Below are 15,978 nucleotides of genomic sequence, written 5' to 3'. Positions count from 1 at the left end.
ATTGGTCAATAGTTAATAGTCAATTGTCAATGGTCAATAGTCAATATATTGACTATTGACTTTGACTACACACCAAATGACTTACCGCAACCACAGGTTTGGTTAGCGTTGGGGTTAGTAAATTGAAAGCCACCGCCAATCATGGCATCGCTATAGTCGAGCATTAAACCATACAGATAAAGCAAGCTTTTGCGATCGCACACAATTTGGAAGCCTTCATAGTCAAAAACTTCGTCGTGGGTGGTAATTTTGCTTTTATCCTCAAAATCCATCATGTAAGACATTCCCGAGCATCCACCTTGGCGTACTCCTACCCGCAAGCACAAATCTTGACCTTGCCTTTGTTGCAGAAGCTTAACTTGGCGTAAAGCGGTTTCGCTTAATTGAATGCCACGTTGTTGAGGCTGGGTTGCTTGTGTCATATTTTGTAAACTCCCTAATATTCAGTAACCTTATAAAAGTTTGTGATAGCGGCTTTGGCGATCGCTAATTTTTCTATATATTCTAGCGATATTCAGGCCGCAAATTGCCAATTGTAAACACTCCGTCAAAAGTAGCCAAAGCTTTTTATTCTAGAATTGAGAGACTCGGTGTATTTATAGATTCGGTTTTTACAGAATTTGAGCCTTGTGTCCGCCTGAGTCGCCCTTCCTCTTCAGCTGTCAGCAGCCGGGAAATTCATCCCCAGCTAGCCATCCCCAACAGTTGACTTCCAACTTGCTTCCTTTGATTAACTGACTCTATGACAAGTTTTAATCGCTCTACCAGTCGTCGGTTGAAGAAATTATCTCAAATTCCTTCTGTTTGGGAGGGCGATCGCCGTCCATTGGCATCACCTATTCAGCATTTAGACTCATCAGCCAATGGTGATTGTATTCTTTGGGTTGATGGCTCCCAAGGCATTGTCAGAGGAATGGATGTAGTACCGCCCGAAACAGGCCCTGAAGCTATTGTTCGCACCTTAATGCGGGCAATGGAGCATCCCCATAGTCCCGCTAAACCCGCTAGACCGCATAAAATTATTGTCCGCGACCGGGAAATTCAATTTTATTTGCGCGGTGTCTTACAGGACTTGGATATAGTCATTGACTATGCCCCAGAATTGCCTCTAATTGATGAATTGTTTCGCGGCTTTGCCGAAATTATTGATAACCAAAGCCCAGACTTACCACCACAATATGCCGAAGCTCTGCAAGAAAAAGCCTTTGCGCTTTGGCAAGCAGCCCCTTGGGAATTTATTGAAGAGCAGCAAATATTATCAATAGAAATTAACAAATGGGATGTCGGTACACTGTACGCCTCGGTGATGGGAATGTTGGGGATGGAATATGGGATTTTGTTTTATCGTTCCGAAGACTCCCTCAAGCGTTTCCGGGCTGCAGTTTTGCAAGATGATGAATCACAAGGGCATTTAGAAGAAGCTTTTCTCAAGCAAGATTGCCTATTTCTCACCTTTGAACGTCCAGATGCTGAAGATGAAGACGCAGATAATTTAGCCGACGAGGTAGTATTCTCAGAAATTGAGCCAACCTTCGGTAATATTCACCCTTTAGAAGGACTCAGATCAGTTTTATATGAAGAAGAAGCACTCGTAGTTTACGTTGCTTTAGAAAGTCTTTGTCGCTTTATTCGTGACCACCGTAAGCAATTACAAGTCCCTAACTTCCCAGAACTCAGCCACCGTTACCGCATTTCTCTCCCAGAAGCGGATATTGCCACAAAATCCGTATCTGTGACTGTTGCTTCAATGCCAAAGTTAGCCACTGAGTTAGAAGAAATGGCAGGTTTAGATGAAGAGGAATCGGAACTCGATCTGGCTAACTTACAAAGTTTCCGGTCTTTGCGCGATGATTTAATTCCTGAAGATTCTTTTTTGAGTTTGGGAGTAGTTTCGTGGGAGATGTTGGAGTTCCTTCGCAAAGGTGTGAATTATCATCCATCTGGCGAAATTCAACAGGTAGGTGATGGTTTACCTGTGATTTTGATTCAAACCTCCAGGCCTAAAGCGAAGGTTGTGATTGAAAGTATAGAAGAGGCTGGCGGTTTGCAAGCAATTTGTTTTAATCCCGGGGCCGATCCCTTCGATGGCGATCGCTACGATTTAGGTTTGTTGCAAACTCAAAATGGGGAATTGTTCTTGTTTGGCGAATTTTTAGATGATGACCCTATCCATGTAGAAGCTCGGAAAAAATGGAATCAGCGGTGTAAAAATACCAAAGGCTACTGTGGGTTAATCATTGCTAAAGGACTCACAGGCTCTGCCCGTGGTAATCCGCAAATGCGCGATATGATGGCTCTATTCGAGGCACAGTCTCTTTCCCCAAAAGACTTAGGACTTGGGACGCTTCAACTTATGCCGCAAATTTAATAAGCTGTTAACCACTTAATTTGTTAGTTGAGACAGCAAGAAGAGCCTGCGCGTTGGGCGGGTTTCCCGACTTAAAGCGACTGCGTGGCAGAGGAGTAGGGGTAAATAATTAAAAACTCCTCAGCCTTGCGCTTAAATGCAACCAATAAAGCATAAAAGCAAATACTTTTTCTTATATGAATAATTTCGTAAATTGCTATCGCTACTACTGTAGATTTATTTGTCTGCATTGGATAGTCAGATTTGCACTGCTACTCTCAATGCCTAGCAATTACCAGAGGTCAAAATCGCCAACTTTTAATTTCAGCTAGTAATTGTAGATGATTAAATTCCATGATGCGATCGCTTTTTCCCTTGCTTACTTTATCGGCTGTTCATGAAGGCTAGATATTTTTGGACTTTTTAGTAATTTAGCAACCATCCTCAATTATTAACAGCAATCATTTCCGCCACTGCTTCAATATTAAATTAACCGTTTTTTTAAATTCTATCCCCAGAATCACAAACTTTACTGCTTAAGTTTCTTTTTTTTACAGAGGAATACTATTTTTAAACTATCAAGTTAATCAAAATTTAAGCCACCTTGAATTTGCTTTATATTTTTTTTATAAACTGCCAGAAAAACCATAATTCACCATTTAATGAAGATTATTTAAAGCACTAAAATCGCGGTTATAATAGCCGTACAGATGTGAGTCAAGCAAATATTATCTTATGAAATAAATCAATTTGTTTGATATACCAGGAGGCAGAAATAAATATTTTGTTTCGGTTCAATGGCGAAAAAAATTCAATTTGTTTCTAGCGTAGTATTCCAAATCAACTAATGGATATATTACACATTAGATATTTATCAATAAGATAAATAAACAGATAATCTACCTAGTCCAAAGTATTAATGCCACCCCAGGAACAAAATAGTATTTACACAAATCACACAAACTAGCATGATAATTACTTAATCATCCTTAAATAGTTCAAATACTACTAAAAGTAGGATTGACAAAAGTATGTATATTACTCAATTTAAATACTAGGAGTTAGCAAATGAACACTTAAATCGGCATCTAAATTTTTCGATATCTCTGACTTAATCAATATCAACAATCAAAAGTACCAATTCGCAGCAAAATGTTAATAAGTATGAGGGCGATCGCTTGTAGGTGCGTGTTATTGGGTAATTACCCGCCCAATATGCACACCTATATAAACATCTGACCTTGTAGGGTCTAGGTCATAAAAGTTGATAGTCTATCTAGCAGTATTAGCTGATGTTGTACAGCAGAAAAGCGTAAATACTTTTGCTGAATAAAAAAAGATATTTTGATTCAGTCAAGCTAAGATATCTCAAATTGCTTTATAAAATTTAATTGTCAAGTTTTCTTGAGAAGATTATTGGTGAAAACATCATAAGCAATGAATGTACACTTGGGACGTTTCCTGCCAAAATAGTAATCCATTCTTATATGTTTTTGGAAAATAATGAATAATTTGACAGTTTGACTAATTTTTGTGTCGATAGCATTGCTTGTTTCGAGACACAAACTCTGATAATCTTAATTCCTCTTCAACTTGCGTTATTCGTTGTTTTGATGGTGTTAATATACAGCAGATAGCATGATAATGACTAATAAAAAATGGGCCGTTAAACGTATAACTGTGAATTTAGCAGCACAGGAAGCTGAGAAACTAGAAAAGTATTGTCAGCAAACAGGTAGACCTGCAACAGATGTAATTCGGGAACTGATTCGAGGTTTACCAACCACCGATGAAAATAAAGAAGCAAATAAATAGGAATATGATTTTACAGCTTGCAGATTTGTACTGTATAAATCAAAAAAAGCACCTATTATGCTTTTTTTAGTCCATTGCAATTCAAGTTTGTTGATTCTAGTACAAACGCTTTGCCACCAGTAAATTTAGCTATCAGGATCAAAAAAAGTAATCACATCTGTTTTATTACCCGTGGGTTTCGACCTACAGTGCATCTACATACTGGTGGACTCTGAATAACTCTATATGCAATTAACTTATGACCAGAGCAAGTGTAAAACCTTGCAAACAGGCTTGAGGTGAATAGCAATTTCCGACACCAACCCAGTTACAATTTGTAAAGAAACTGAAGAGGTAGGACGGAATGCGCGTTGCAATCGTAGGTGCGGGATTGGCTGGGCTAGCAACCGCTGTAGATTTAGCCGATGCTGGCTGTGAAGTCCAGATTTTTGAGTCCCGCCCATTTGTTGGTGGTAAAGTTGGTAGTTGGGTAGATGGCGATGGCAACCATGTAGAAATGGGTTTGCACGTATTTTTTGGCTGCTACTATCAATTGTTTGAGTTAATGGAAAAAGTGGGGGCGTTGTCACATTTACGATTAAAAGAACACACCCACACTTTTATTAATCAAGGCGGGCGCACCGGTGCATTGGATTTTCGTTTTTTCACGGGTGCGCCTTTTAACGGGTTAAAAGCATTTTTTACGACTTCCCAACTGTCTTTACAAGATAAATTACAAAATGCGATCGCGCTCGGTACTAGTCCGATAGTTAGAGGATTAATAGACTTTGACGGGGCAATGAAAACCATCCGCAACCTAGATAAAATTAGCTTTGCCGATTGGTTTCGTCGTCACGGTGGTAGCGAAGGTAGCATTAAACGGATGTGGAATCCTATCGCCTACGCGTTAGGATTCATTGACTGCGAAAATATTTCTGCCCGTTGTATGCTAACCATCTTTCAGTTTTTCGCAGTTAGAAGTGAGGCTTCAGTGTTGCGGATGCTAGAAGGCTCGCCTGAAGGGTACTTACACAAACCAATCTTGGAATATTTAGCAGCCAGAGGCACAAAAGTTTACACTCGTCGGCAAGTACGAGAAATTCAATTTGCTGAAGAAAATGGTAAAACCCACGTCACTGGTATAGTTGTAGCTCAAGGTGATACCACAGAAACCATTACAGCTGATGCCTATGTCTGCGCCTGCGATGTTCCGGGAATTCAGCGTATTATACCACAAGATTGGCGAAAATGGTCAGAATTTGACAATATTTACAAATTAGAGGCAGTACCAGTTGCTACAGTCCAGTTGCGTTTTGATGGTTGGGTGACAGAACTGCAAGATGCAGAAAAACGCAAACAACTTGACCATGCCGTAGGCATAGATAACTTGCTGTACACTGCTGACGCAGACTTTTCTTGTTTTGCTGACTTGGCCTTGACTAGTCCTAGTGATTACTATCGCCCAGGACAAGGTTCTTTACTGCAACTGGTACTCACCCCAGGAGATCCATTTATTAAGGAAAGTAACGAAGCGATCGCCCAGCACGTCCTCAAGCAAGTACATGAACTCTTCCCCTCATCGCGGGAACTCAACATGACTTGGTATGGTGTTGTGAAACTTGCCCAATCTCTTTATCGAGAAGCCCCAGGGATGGATTTATACCGCCCCAACCAAAAAACTCCTATCCCCAACTTCTTTCTTGCAGGTAGCTATACCCAGCAAGATTATATCGATAGTATGGAAGGAGCAACAATTTCTGGAAGAAGGGCAGCAAAAGCGATTTTAGAGACAATCAAGCAGTAGCGAACCCCAGAGGAATAAAAAAGAATGTCAGATTGGCTAGAGCATAGCGTACAAGTAGAAGTCGAGGCTCCCATTGATTTAGTGTGGAGTCTATGGTCTGATTTAGAACAAATGCCCCGATGGATGAAATGGATTGATTCGGTAAAAATCCCTCCCGACAACCCAGAGATATCTATTTGGCAACTCAACACTGGCGGGTTGGAATTTACCTGGAAATCGCAGATTCTCAAAATTATTCCCAACCAAATTATCCAGTGGAAATCTATTGATGGGTTGCCAAATCAGGGCGCAATTCGGTTTTACGATCGCCACACTAGTAGTATCGTCAAGCTAACTGTGTCCTATGCTATCCCTGGCATTCTTGGCAAAATCATGGATAACTTGTTTTTAGGACGGGCAGTTGAATCAACGATTCAAGCTGATTTGGAAAGATTTAAAGAATATGCTTTAACTACTAAAGCTAATACAGTAGGGCATAGGCAACAGGTTTGAAAGCTTCTTCATCTAATTATTCTTCTAGCTCCATTTATCAACAGCTTTTTGTGCCCTTGCGCTTCAAATAACTAACAAAAATCGTCTACATAGATACATATCTTGTACGCCTGCGACTGAAGTCGCGGCTACACAGACAAAACCCCTGACGCTCCTGCGTCGCTAACGCTGCGCTAACGGGTTCGGGGGTGACGCTCCTTCTCCCAAAGGGAGACGCTACGCGAACGTCGCTCTAAGCGAAGCCATGCCGTCAGGCTTTACGCTGCGCTAACGCAATCGACGGGAACCGCCAAGACTGCGACCCCCTCACCGCCTGCGCGGGTTCCAAACCCTTGATATTGCGTTAGTCCGCGTGGTGCGCCAAGCGCAGCGCAAGCGCGATAGGCGGACTTCGTTTGTATAGCCGAGCCAGTGCGTTGGGCGGGCAATGCCCGACTTGAAGCATCTGGCGTGCGAATTCTATTCGCTGGGGCTAGGTGCGAGATGTGAATAGAGGCAAAACCCGCCTGCGCGGGTTTCAAAACCTTGATTTTTCGTTAGTCCGCGCAGGCGGACTTCGTTTGTTTAGCCACGAATTCCATTCGCTGGGGCTAGGTGCAAGATGTGAATTAATTAATGTGGTAGTCATTCCTATCGCTACCACAAAAAAATCACCCCTACTAGATGTACTAGTTGGGGTCTTAGCTGTCCTTGATGTTACTAAAGGACACAATAGATTAATTTGAGTTCAGTATAAGGCTTTCCGTATATATGCCCATATTACAATTAGCAAATCTCGATGTCTTGAGTGTTCACTAACTCTTCAAAATCCCTTTATTTTTCATCAATCACCTGCCTTCTCATAGACTTAATTTGTCCGCGCTTAGTTTTACTGTCAAGACGTTTTTTTTGAGAACCGCGAGTTGGTTTAGTGGGGAAACGTATTTCGGGCAGTACAACTGCACTAAGTATGAGTTGCTTGAGTCGTTGCAAAGCTTCTTCCCGATTTTTTTCTTGGCTGCGGTGTTCTTGGGCTTTGATGACCACAACCCCCTCTTGAGTGATACGTCGGTCGTTTAGCTTGAGAAGTTGCTGTTTATAGAAAGCTGGTAATGATGAAGCTTCAATGTCAAAGCGTAAGTGGATAGCTGTAGCAACTTTGTTGACATTTTGACCCCCTGCACCTTGAGAACGAATCGCGCTAATTTCGAGTTCGCTATCAGGGATAATGATTTTATTTGAAATTTGCAGCATACCTTACATAATATTAGGACGCATATTTGATTTATGAAAAAAATCACTACACCTCGATCAATCTTCTTTCCTATTCCCCATTCCCCTAGCCCTACTCCCTGCCTACACCACTAGATTCAGAAATCAAACCGGATTCCTCTAGCTTACTGGATACGCTTAAGTGTTCAGCAATTACTTCTTCCAAGAAAATAATTTGATAAAACAAGGGTAGAGCTTGAGCTACCTACCACTAATGAATACCACCAAAATTTATTCAATTGTTGGCACTCATAACTTGACTCTGTTGGTATTTTACACAGAGGCTGATTGTTGGCAGTTCCGGCTGATTAGTGCTGGTGGTGTGGTGTTTGGTAAGGGCAAGCTTTACTATACGCCTGAAGCTGCGGAGAAAGCAGGGCGGGAGTGGATTGAACAGGGTAATTGAAAGTTTCTTGTCTACTGATTTCTGGAATTTGCCATCTAGCTTTTGTAGTTATGGAAACAAAAGCATCTTATACAAAACTTATATAAAATATAACCCAAACAAAAGCCCAGTCATCAAGACTGGGTTTTTGAGTACGAGGGCGATCGCTACCCTATCACATCAGTGTTAACCATTTATTAACCTTTACAGGAAGCATCTAATTGGCTTTTATGACATCCTATAAAAAAAGACTTAATTTGTTAATCCAGTTGATACTACCACACCTCTAGGCGGAAGAGTTTTTTTCCGCTAGTAGATAAAGCTTGGTGTTGGTTGAGTAAGCCATCACGAGTTCGTATTTCTATCTCGTACTCAGCATTATTGAGCGAATCTTCCCGAAACTTATGCAGACCAATGAAGGACTTAACCTCCAAGTGTGTCTGACAATTGGCACAATACTGCACACTCCAACGACTCAAGACAGCCTCTGTTCCTACATGGTATTTCTTCCCTCCGATGTTGACGTAGGCTGAAACCAGGAAGGAACCCCTGATGGGTGCACGGTTGATTCCGGATACGCGAATCACCTTGGTACTTTGACCTTGTTGCAAAACCGCTTGCTCAGGCATTTCTTCTAGTGAGCCACGGCTGTAAGTATAACCAAGCTGTTCTTCAATGTTGATGCAATCAAGAGAAGTGTAGGCTCTTTCCTTGCCGTGTTCCTTCTTCTTGAAGGGATTGAGCGGCGACTCCAAGGTCAACCACGAGTTAGGTACAATGCCTGGTGTGGGGCCCTGATTGTCTACAGAGTTGGTTCCAGGATATTCCGCTATGACCTCGAGATGGTTGGTGTACCCATGCTTCTTCTGCCACAGCCAGAACACACGATCTATAAAGCAGTGGTGGAAGTAAAAGATCGGATCTAGACCAGCTGTGTCGTTTTCACCCATATCGCCGTTGGCTCCTGCAATGGGCGAAGCATCGAAGACATGCGGCACGTCGAAGCCTCCTACAGCTAAGTGAATACTGTTGTGTGGAGATTCCAGGGGCACGACTACCTGAGTACCATCATCGGCGTGATCCGTGTTCCATTGAGAGGCTGAGGTTGTGTTTGAGAAAACAGTGTAGTTAGGAGCGTTCAAAGAAGCCTTGTATTTGTCCGCCACGTTATCACCGACCGTCTTATCTTCCACAATAACGGTAGTGGTCAGCCAGTTCACCACATTCTGATTAAGAAGCTCGACGTTCTTCTCGTAGTCGGGAAACTGTGAGTTGTGCTTCTGTGTGGCTTCCTGGTCTTTTGGACTGCCGACTAGTCCTGACAAGGGGTAGCGTACCGTTTCATACCCTTTAGGCTTGCTGTAGTTTGGGTTATCGCCATTGATATTGTCTTTGATGCCCTTGTTGAACACAAACGAACGTAGAGGATTAGGAATTGTTTCTCCGTCGAGTTCAAAGTTTTGTTTAGTCAAAGCCCAAGGAATCCCATGTTTTAGGGAGTCCTCACTGGTTTCATCCCAATAGGGAAGTGTCACGTCTTCACAACCAGGAATACTTTGCAAGGCCTGTTCTAACTTCAAAAGATACACACGATGCCAAGTAGGAAACAGAATATTACCGTGATTGCAATAGCCTCCCCAATAAGAGGCGTTTCCCCATCCCGCGCCCCTGAAAGGCTCACCATGATAGCCGCCTAGGATGAAGAACGACTGTGGATTGTCGGGAGGAAGCTCTTTGATACCTTTCCAGGCTCGCATCAAATCTTCCAAAGGCTTCTTGTTGCCATTGATGTAATCATCCTGCAATTCCTGAATTGACCTGCGGACTCTCAGTTGATTATTTTTCTTCATAGTTAAATTTGTTTCCTCAGCTTGTTTTCTGTACTTGAGATTCCAAACTAGGAATCTCACACATAACTCGAAGCAGAATAGTACTTAATGTTTTGTGAGAAGAATGGCACTAATAAAATCAGGACTTACGCAAAATTATGAAGAAACAAACCACATAGACGCGTCAGCGGCTTTCCGCAGGGTAGGACGCATAGACGCGATAACGGTTTCCCACAGGGTAGGACACGAAGTTAAGAGGATTTGAGAGGTTTCTTGCGTAAGTCCTAAAAATGTAAACAACAAGACTCAAAAGCTCGTCGTAAATATTTACCTATCAATGCCATATTTGGAATTTTGTCTACTCAACTTATCAAGCTTTCATCTAGCGTTTATGCAGCAGATGATTTTTTGTAATAGTTCTTGATGTTTTTTTTGATAAATTGATCAGCTGTTTTTCCTTTAAGAAATTGTGCTGATTCCAAAATCTGGAACACAGTACTCGCACGGTGCTTTATTGCCTCGCCTGAGTACCCCATTCCTGATTAGTAGTTTCCCAACCCAATATTGCTGTGTAGACATAGCAGGTTCAAGGGGCAAGGAGGAGTCTTTCCCCTTTGCTCCCTCTCCCGAAGCCTGCCACCACGCAAAGTTCTCTTGACAGACTATTATGATTAGCGATTGTTATTAACGTTATCAGCCTTTTTGTGTCAAGTCATGTTGACTATTTGTAACAATATTGTTATCTTTATTTACATAAGTTAATAAAGAAGCAATAAAAACTATGTACACCACAGTTAATGAAAACGGCGTTCTTAACAACTACCCAACTGAACCCCAAGTATACTGCGCTGAGTATCCAGCAGTTTGGGAACAACGCAACTACGTTATCCAAGGTGCAATTGCAACTATATTTGTTACTGCTCTAGTTTTGGTTGCTTTTGCTGTTAGTTAATATTTGTAGATTTCGGTATCAGCATTTCCCATCGACCCAAAAGGCTTATTCCCTAAACCTCGGTATTTAACGCCGGGGTTTTTTGTTGTGGAGAGCGATCGCCATTAATGAAATAGATTACACCTTCGCTGGTGCTAGCAGGGAGAGTTTTACTATCAGAAGTTATATATATCCACAGGATAACCGTTCACTCAGCACTTAATACAAGTAATACAGTTATTACACCTCTAAACTCAAGCAACCTTGAGTGATTGTAAACTTCCTACTAAGCTGATATCGCGTAAATACTGAACAGTACTTTTATTGGTAAAGCCTCCAAAGCTTGATAGTTCTACCAATTTCATACTTTTTTACCTAATCATACTGAGGTGATTTATTTAATCTTTTCGTAAAACAAACCTATTTCTGTTGCCGTTTCATTTTTCTACTGACAGTATATAAATATGCAAAGGCAACAGAAAAAACAAGTTGCAGTGATTACGGAGTTAAGTAGAAATGTAAATTATGGCAATTTTATTCAGCGTGTAAATCCTCTATTTATTCATCATATAGCAAGTGGCAGAAAAAACTCTTAAACTCATAAGTGAGCTTCAGCATATTTATCTAGGCGTTACTCTTTGATATCTAAACATTACGCCTTAGAAATGTTTTGAGCAAATCAATAAATCATCGAGAAAACCCATTGAGTTTCGGATGCTTGCTAATATCAAAACAAATTAAAAGTTTGAAGCTTCCATCAGCCCCAAAGATTTAAGGCATAGTATCTCTGCATATAGAGAGCAAAATCTTACTTTACACAAGATTGATATTCATCATTCTTGTCATCACTTTGTCAACTTATATTATTTTTGGAAAAATGACATCAATGCTTACAAAGTCCTTCAAGAAATTATCTCAAGCTACAGCTGTTACTGCTCTAGGTGTAGCTATGTTGGCCTCTGTCGGAAGTACCTCTGCTCATGCAGCAACTTTCAAAACATTTACTATTTCTGGAAACTTTAAACCTCAAGCTGCTATTGGTTCAACCGGCATAGCTGTAAGCTTGCAAGGTGGTACTTTTGATGGAACTTATACAGTAGATATAGATAAACTACCTACTTCTACACAAGTTCCATTGACCAGTTGGCTCATAAATTTACGAGATACTTCCAACAATATTTTGAGACAATTTTCTAACACCTTTGTCGGTAATACAGGTCAAGTAGTAGGAAATAGTTTGAAATTTACCAACTCCATAGGTGCAGGTGACGGCGAATCGACAGAAAGTTTAGGCTTAACATTCCCTTCTGGATTTACAGGCTCACCTGCGACTGGCATAACTGATGGAAGATTTAGTCAGGTAGTAGATTTAGGATATGTTTTCAGTGGAGGAAGATTAGGTGTCAAACCTAGTCCTGTACCAGAACCTCTTGCTACTACAGGTATTGCTGTGGCTGGTGCTATGGGTTTATGGCTAAAACGTAAACAAAAAACCCCTATCGCATAGTCGCACCATTGAAAATTGGGGATAATTCATCAACTGGATTGATTTGATTGCAGAGTTCAAAGTTTACACGCAAACACGCACAGGGGTTCCCTCTCTCCTCGTAGGGAACCCCTTTTCCTATATCTATATCCGCTTCGCTCCATTCGCCATGACTAGTTATATTTTGGTCAATTTGCTAAATTGGGATGCTACCCTCTGAGGGGCGTTGGAATAGACTGATTTGCAATTCTTACTTATGGAAGTATTGGTTTTATCGCTACTAATTATAAACAATAATTAAACATTATTAATAATAAAAAATTAATCTACTTCTTAAGTGTCTTAACTGTCTTAAATGTCTATTCAGATAGCTTAAGTGTCTTAAAATTCTGCTTGATGTATACATATTTCTATACATTTAAATGTTGAATTTAATTAAACAAAAATTTTATTTTTTAAAATCTTGACAACTATATCTTTTTTTCAGTAGTGTTCTTTTAATTCATAAGTTTCATCAACTCAAACGTAGCTGAAAACAAATCAGTTGCCTCTAAGTTTAGGCTTGGGCGATAAACAAACACCCTAGTTTTGCTTTGAGGGAGAACTATGAATTCAATTGGGTAAATTGATTTACTGTTTTATAGTATTAGTAAATCAGCATAATTAATTCTCGCTCGTTTACCAGGTTATTTACAATTGTCAACACATTAAAAATGAATCAATGAGCTAAAAAGAAGACATTGAAACTACTGGTCAACAAGTGAGAAAATTTGCCTTACCTAAAAATTCAAATGTGCAATTCCTAGACACACAATTTATACTGGCAGAGATAAAACATGAGTACCATTCCAGATAACACTCTCGATGCCCGCATTCGCATTATTGAATCTGCTAATCGTTTGGGCGTTCAACTCAATGAACAAGAATTAGAGCGGTGGATGAAATCGATTACCGAAGCCACAGGAGACAGTGATATTACTGTTGATCAAGAAACTGGTGTATTTGGTCACAAAGTCACCATGCTGGACTTCGATCCCCAAGAATTGGCGCGTTTTCGGGCGATTGGTAAAATTGTGGAATTTGAAGATATTCCCGGCGTTGTCGAAACAGCCTTATCTATTTCTGGTTCAGCCGCACAATCTAAGATTCAAACTTATCCAGGAGATTGTGATTACTTTGAGCGTGTCAATATCATTGCTCCGACTCGTGATGAAGCTGGAGAAATTCTCTCTCGACTGATTCGAGAAAAAGCTCTCAACACCATGTCCGGCCCGAATTACCAGTTAATTGATGTCAAGTTTGGGGCTTATCCCCAAGACGTAATTCGGGATGAACGCAATCGCCGAGCAGGTTCACCAATTGCTTGGCTACCTCAAGATATTGTTGCTGGACAAATCGAAGTCACTGATTTAGAAGGAAATCCTTTAGTCATTCACTGGGATGCTGTAGCTCAAGACCTTAATTGGTCTTGGTGTAAGTTGGAATGGATTATTGCTGATACAATTAGGGGTCAATTATCCAACGCCAGCAATGTAGTAGATGTCACTTGGGAAGCACCAGACGGTACAATTACTGCGCTAGATGGCTATTTAGATGGTTATTTCCAAGAGGTATATTTAGACGCTGAATCTGCACCTATCTTTGCCAAGCTCATCAAACAAGCTTCCACCGATGTCATGGAAGATTATGTGACTAGGTTGGAAAAGGAAGTGAAAAAATGTGTCAAGGGCAAATATCCTAACTACGGCAAAGCAGCAAAGCGGATGTACAATATCTTCCGCCTGAACGGACGTTATGAGGAAGCGGCTTTTTTACGTGAGTTGTTTGACGAACCTGCTGCACTACTTTATCAAGTTCACGCACTGATGGGAACTGTTCAGCAAGCTAGTGAAAACAACAGCATTTTTGATATTGATAGCATCCTTAATCAAACAGATGAACTGATTATGGCAGTCATCAAAGTTTTGGAAGGGGAAGAAGAATTAGAAATTGTGCGTTATTTGCTACGCCTCAACCGCATTTTGAGCCGTCAAGAACCGGGTACTCCTTTAGGCCCAGAAGTAGAAGCAGCTAAGGCAGAAGTGATGAAAATTGTGAACAATTTCTTCTATGAAAAGATGACTGCACTACCCACAATCAAAGCTTATATCGACGCTGTATAAGCTCCTTATTCAAAGGAATTAAACACCAAAAAATCAAACAACATACCCATTTTTTGTGCGATAGAACGGACAGCTTTTGATGCGTAGTTTCCACCAAGCTGTCCGGTCTACCTAACAAGAATCATTCCTTGATTGACTAAGTTCCCAGAATCAGACATGACAACAATACCAGATCAAACTATAGATGCACGCGATCGCATCATTGAATCAGCTAAACGTTTGGGAGTTCAACTCAACGAGCAAGAATTAGAGCGATGGATGAACTCAATCACCGAAGCCACAGGTGACAGTGATATTGTCGTCGATCAAGAGACTGGTGTATTTGGTCACAAAGTCTCCATGTTAGATTTTGATGCCAAAGAGCTAGAACGTTTTCGGGCAATTGGTAAAATTGTCGAATTTGACGATGTTCCCGGTGTTGTTGAAACTGCACTCGCACTCTCTGGTTCAGCTGCACAATCAAAAGTACAAACTCATCCTGGTGACTGCGACTATTTTGAGCGAGTAAATATCATTGCTCCCACCAGAGCCGAAGCCTGTGAGATTCTGGCGCGAATTATGCGCGAGAAAGCACTCAGCAGTATTTCCGGCCCCAACTTCCAATTAATTGAACTCAAATTTGGCAATTATCCTCAAGATGTGGAGCGGGGCGAGCGCTCGTATTATCAAGGCTCACCCATCACATGGTTTCCTGACGAAATTGTCGCTGGCGAAATTCCAGCAACGGATACTCAAGGAAATCCCCTCATCATTACCTGGGATTCAGTAGCTCAAGATCCTGGTTGGTGTAAATTCGACTGGTTAGTGGCCGATACAATGCGCGGTCAATTATCCAACGCTAGCAATATGTTAGACGTTACTTGGGAAGCTCCTGATGGCACAATCACACCCCTAGATGGCTATCTCGATGGCTACTTCCAAGAAGTTTATTTAGATGCCCAATCTGCACCCATCTTCTCTAAACTGGTAAAGCAAGTTTCTGCTGATGTATTAGATAACTATGTAGCAAATTTACAAAAAGAAGTTCAGAAATATATCAAAGACGACTACCTCAACTACGGTAAAGCAGCTAAACGCCTTTACAACATTTTTCGGTTAAATGGTCAATACGAAGAAGCAGCTTTTTTGCGCGAACTTTTTGACGAACCAGCTGCTTTACTTTATCAGGTTCACTCGCTAGTATTAACTGTGCAAGAAGCTACAGAAAAAGCCACAGTTTTTAACATCGAAAGCATTCTTGACCAAACTGATGAACTGATTATGTCAGTTATTAAAGTCTTGGAAGGAGAAGAAGAGTTAGAGATTGTGCGCCATTTACTGCGTTTATCTCGCTGCATTAGCCGCCAACAAGCAGGCGTTCCCCTTGGCCCCCAAGTAGAAGCAGCCCAAGCAGAGGTAATGAAGGTTGTCAATAATTTCTTCTATGAAAAAATGACCGCCATACCTGGAATCAAAGCTTATATTGACGGTCTCAAGAGTTGATATTCTCTTGTTAGC

General features: G+C 41.0%; 14 protein-coding genes. 10 read left to right on the top strand and 4 right to left on the bottom strand.

Annotated features, from left to right (window positions below; genetic code table 11):
- Positions 1 to 65: 65 nt before the first annotated feature.
- Positions 66 to 422, bottom strand: a complete 357-nt coding sequence (locus tag H6G69_RS06010; protein WP_190683130.1) for an iron-sulfur cluster assembly accessory protein — start codon at positions 420 to 422, stop codon at positions 66 to 68.
- Between the two features lie 104 nt (positions 423 to 526).
- Between H6G69_RS06010 and H6G69_RS06005 the strand changes: the two genes are divergently transcribed.
- From H6G69_RS06005 to H6G69_RS05985, 5 genes are all read left to right on the top strand, one after another.
- The gene (locus tag H6G69_RS06005; RefSeq protein ID WP_190683128.1) at positions 527 to 709 is read left to right on the top strand and encodes a hypothetical protein; all 183 of its coding nucleotides are present in this window, start codon (positions 527 to 529) and stop codon (positions 707 to 709) included.
- Positions 710 to 742: 33 nt separating this feature from the next.
- Positions 743 to 2,368 (top strand): DUF6930 domain-containing protein, encoded by a 1,626-nt coding sequence (locus H6G69_RS06000; RefSeq protein ID WP_190683126.1) that lies wholly within the window; start codon positions 743 to 745, stop codon positions 2,366 to 2,368.
- Between the two features lie 1,617 nt (positions 2,369 to 3,985).
- Positions 3,986 to 4,162, top strand: coding sequence for a ribbon-helix-helix protein, CopG family (locus H6G69_RS05995; RefSeq protein ID WP_190683124.1), 177 nt, complete (start codon positions 3,986 to 3,988; stop codon positions 4,160 to 4,162).
- Between the two features lie 343 nt (positions 4,163 to 4,505).
- Complete coding sequence (gene zds / locus H6G69_RS05990; protein WP_190683123.1) at positions 4,506 to 5,945, top strand: 9,9'-di-cis-zeta-carotene desaturase; 1,440 nt, start codon at positions 4,506 to 4,508, stop codon at positions 5,943 to 5,945.
- Positions 5,946 to 5,969: 24 nt separating this feature from the next.
- A complete protein-coding gene (locus tag H6G69_RS05985) occupies positions 5,970 to 6,437 on the top strand; it encodes an SRPBCC family protein (RefSeq protein WP_190683121.1) in 468 nt (155 codons plus the stop codon).
- Between the two features lie 257 nt (positions 6,438 to 6,694).
- Here the strand turns inward: H6G69_RS05985 and H6G69_RS05980 are convergent, their stop codons facing one another.
- Both H6G69_RS05980 and arfB read right to left on the bottom strand, forming a co-directional pair.
- Complete coding sequence (locus H6G69_RS05980) at positions 6,695 to 6,958, bottom strand: hypothetical protein (protein ID WP_190683119.1); 264 nt, start codon at positions 6,956 to 6,958, stop codon at positions 6,695 to 6,697.
- Positions 6,959 to 7,250: 292 nt separating this feature from the next.
- A complete protein-coding gene (gene arfB, locus H6G69_RS05975; RefSeq protein ID WP_190683117.1) occupies positions 7,251 to 7,670 on the bottom strand; it encodes an alternative ribosome rescue aminoacyl-tRNA hydrolase ArfB in 420 nt (139 codons plus the stop codon).
- A gap of 232 nt (positions 7,671 to 7,902) precedes the next feature.
- Between arfB and H6G69_RS05970 the strand changes: the two genes are divergently transcribed.
- Complete coding sequence (locus H6G69_RS05970; protein WP_190683113.1) at positions 7,903 to 8,094, top strand: hypothetical protein; 192 nt, start codon at positions 7,903 to 7,905, stop codon at positions 8,092 to 8,094.
- A gap of 254 nt (positions 8,095 to 8,348) precedes the next feature.
- Here the strand turns inward: H6G69_RS05970 and H6G69_RS05965 are convergent, their stop codons facing one another.
- Positions 8,349 to 9,923 carry a tyrosinase family protein gene (locus H6G69_RS05965; protein ID WP_190683110.1) on the bottom strand — a complete coding sequence of 525 codons (1,575 nt, stop codon included), beginning with the start codon at positions 9,921 to 9,923 and terminating at the stop codon, positions 8,349 to 8,351.
- A 760-nt stretch (positions 9,924 to 10,683) separates the two neighbouring features.
- Between H6G69_RS05965 and psb34 the strand changes: the two genes are divergently transcribed.
- The 4 genes from psb34 (at position 10,684) to H6G69_RS05945 (ending at position 15,963) form a co-directional block, all read left to right on the top strand.
- Positions 10,684 to 10,854 carry a photosystem II assembly protein Psb34 gene (gene psb34, locus H6G69_RS05960; protein ID WP_190683107.1) on the top strand — a complete coding sequence of 57 codons (171 nt, stop codon included), beginning with the start codon at positions 10,684 to 10,686 and terminating at the stop codon, positions 10,852 to 10,854.
- Positions 10,855 to 11,719: 865 nt separating this feature from the next.
- Entirely contained in the window at positions 11,720 to 12,340 is a 621-nt protein-coding gene (locus H6G69_RS05955; protein WP_190683104.1) for a PEP-CTERM sorting domain-containing protein, read from the top strand.
- A gap of 815 nt (positions 12,341 to 13,155) precedes the next feature.
- Positions 13,156 to 14,481, top strand: coding sequence for a hypothetical protein (locus tag H6G69_RS05950; protein ID WP_190683099.1), 1,326 nt, complete (start codon positions 13,156 to 13,158; stop codon positions 14,479 to 14,481).
- A gap of 156 nt (positions 14,482 to 14,637) precedes the next feature.
- Positions 14,638 to 15,963, top strand: coding sequence for a hypothetical protein (locus tag H6G69_RS05945; protein WP_190683096.1), 1,326 nt, complete (start codon positions 14,638 to 14,640; stop codon positions 15,961 to 15,963).
- Positions 15,964 to 15,978: the final 15 nt, after the last annotated feature.

It is taken from the genome of Nostoc sp. FACHB-110 (assembly GCF_014697425.1).
In the GTDB taxonomy this organism is placed as follows: domain Bacteria; phylum Cyanobacteriota; class Cyanobacteriia; order Cyanobacteriales; family Nostocaceae; genus Nostoc_B.
This window is presented reverse-complemented; position numbering and strand designations above follow the sequence as displayed.